The sequence below is a fragment of the Rhizobium sp. SG570 genome (assembly GCF_012275345.1).
GTDB classification, from domain to species: domain Bacteria; phylum Pseudomonadota; class Alphaproteobacteria; order Rhizobiales; family Rhizobiaceae; genus Rhizobium; species Rhizobium lusitanum.
This window is the reverse complement of record NZ_JAAZQI010000053.1, coordinates 1-2,228: the sequence shown is the minus strand read 5'-3', so window position 1 is coordinate 2,228 and position 2,228 is coordinate 1. Positions and strand designations below refer to the sequence as shown.

At 59.3% G+C, this 2,228-nt stretch carries 1 protein-coding gene; it reads right to left on the bottom strand.

The window, feature by feature from the left end:
- Positions 1-83 precede the first annotated feature (83 nt).
- Positions 84-1,604, bottom strand: a complete 1,521-nt coding sequence (gene ltrA / locus FHT28_RS35810; protein WP_168598920.1) for a group II intron reverse transcriptase/maturase — start codon at positions 1,602-1,604, stop codon at positions 84-86.
- Positions 1,605-2,228: the final 624 nt, after the last annotated feature.

Below are 2,228 nucleotides of genomic sequence, written 5' to 3'. Positions count from 1 at the left end.
GGTAGAGTAGGCGATGAGCGCCTAGCCGCCTCGCAGCGGGTGGTCTCTCATCGCCTCTCGCCGAACCGGACGTGCGCCTTTCGTTACGCATCCGGCTCTCCAGAAGACATGGCAAAGTTGGGCGTTTTCATCCAGCCAAGAAGGAACCGGCGAATAGGAGTCCACGCGAGAATATACTGCTCGTGCAAACCCTCTTGCCATAGGCGTCTTGTCAGGCGGCGACGGCTCGGTCCGAAGGACCGCATGATGTCGCGCACCCGTGCTTTTCGGCGCTTCTTGCGAAGCCAGCACCAGATACGGCGCGTCACGAACCAGTCGATAGCCGTGAACACTTTTCCGGCTCTGGCGCAGTGGCGATAGTAGCCAGCCCAGCCGCGAAGGATGAGATTCAGTTCGTCGAGCTTCTGACCAAGGGTCACCAAATTCGTATCGACCTTGGTGAGTACCTTGATCTTGTGACGCAGATCAGCGGCTTTTGCTTTGGGTATCTCGATACGGGGGAAATATCCGTATCGTTTGTCCCATCGCATTGCGACATGAAATCCGAGGAATTCGAATCCTTCCGTCACTGCCGTGATCCTGGTCTTTTCCGGTGACAGTTCGAGACCGGTTGTCCGCCGAAGGTAATCCGCCAGGGCGGATTTCTCCGCGATGGCATCTTCCTTCGAGCCTGACACCAGCACAACAAAGTCATCGGCATATCGGATCGGGAAGAACACACAGCGTCCTAGCCGGCGATCCCGTCCTCGTGCGCTCAGTGCCGCCGCCGCCCCGTTGCAGAGGCGATGTTTCCGGATTTTCGTGCGGTGATAGGTCCATCGCTCGTAGCGTTCCTCGATCGCGCTTAGTGCGATGTTGGCCAGCAACGGGGAGATGATCCCACCCTGCGGCGTGCCGTTGTCTGTGCGCAGGAATTGGTCCTCCGCTAGGACGCCAGCCTTTAGGAACTGCCCCACCAACCCCATCACCAGCCGGTCGGCCACGCGTGCGCGCAGCCTCTCCATGAGATGGTGGTGATTGATGTTGTCGAAACAGCCCTTTATGTCGCCTTCGATTATCCAGTTGTACGGCATCTGGTGCCGTCGGCTGTCCTCGTCTCGCTTGCGCGGCAGGAGGGACAGCCGGATATGCTCCAAGGCCCCGTGGGTGCTCTTTCCGGGCCGAAACCCGTAGGAGACCGGCCAGAATTGGGCCTCAAAGATCGGCTCGAGAACTGCTTTGACCGCGCCTTGAACGACGCGGTCCTTCACCGTGGGAATGCCCAAGGGTCGGAATTGCCCCGGTTTACCCGGCTTGGGGATGAGCTTCCGTCGTGATGGACTCGGTTGGTATGCGCCAGAGCGCAATTCTCGCCGAATTCCATCAAGGAACGTCTGCTCACCTATCCTTTGCCGGACGCGGTCCACGGTGATCCCGTCTACTCCGGCGGAGCGTCTACCTTTGTTGGTCGAAACGCGCCGCCAGGCATGACGGATCATGCGGGCGTCTGTAAGCCACCCCCAGAGATCGCGCCACGCTTCGTCGGGATTTGCCTTGCTCTGCTGGTAAAGTTTGCGTTGAACGCCGAGTACCCAGGCCTCATCGGCTTGATAATCCATGTCCATAGATTGCTTCTCCGTCGTGCAAACCTACCGTCTTCCTGCTTTCCTTCGCCCTGTGCGCGGTTTTCCCGCGCTCCGACTACTACGAAAGCTCCGCGCTCGGTGTCGTCCGTCTCCTGCCGTCGAGGCTAGCCCGGTTCCGCGCCGGGCAGACGATCCGAGTTCCCGTGTTCCGATTTCCAACCTTTGTGCCGTTAGACGGTGAGCTCTACCCCTGACGATACTGAGAACAGGCTAAGAGAGCCGTTCCTGTCCCGGACACGATGCCCGTGCCCAGCAGCAGAGATGGACTGAACCCTGCCGCTTCGGATCGCGTAACCTCCAGTGCCATCACACCAGCGGAGGCGGTATGGATAAATACAGAGGCTTCCGGCGCTCACTTCGTTGTCTCGTCATAGACACTGCGGTAGCCCGGCCTACGAGTGGTGGCTCGCACCCGGTACATTTAAGGCCGATCTGCTTATGACACCCAACCGGCGACGCCCGGTCGAGCTTCTCGGCCCCCTTTCGGCTGTTGCTCTTACAGCCAAGACGGCATTTCAGCCGTCGGTCGGAAATCAGCGAGCGTAAGAGATGATGTCTAGGTCATATTTCACCTCTCTCGCGCCTTCACGGCGCACCATCCAT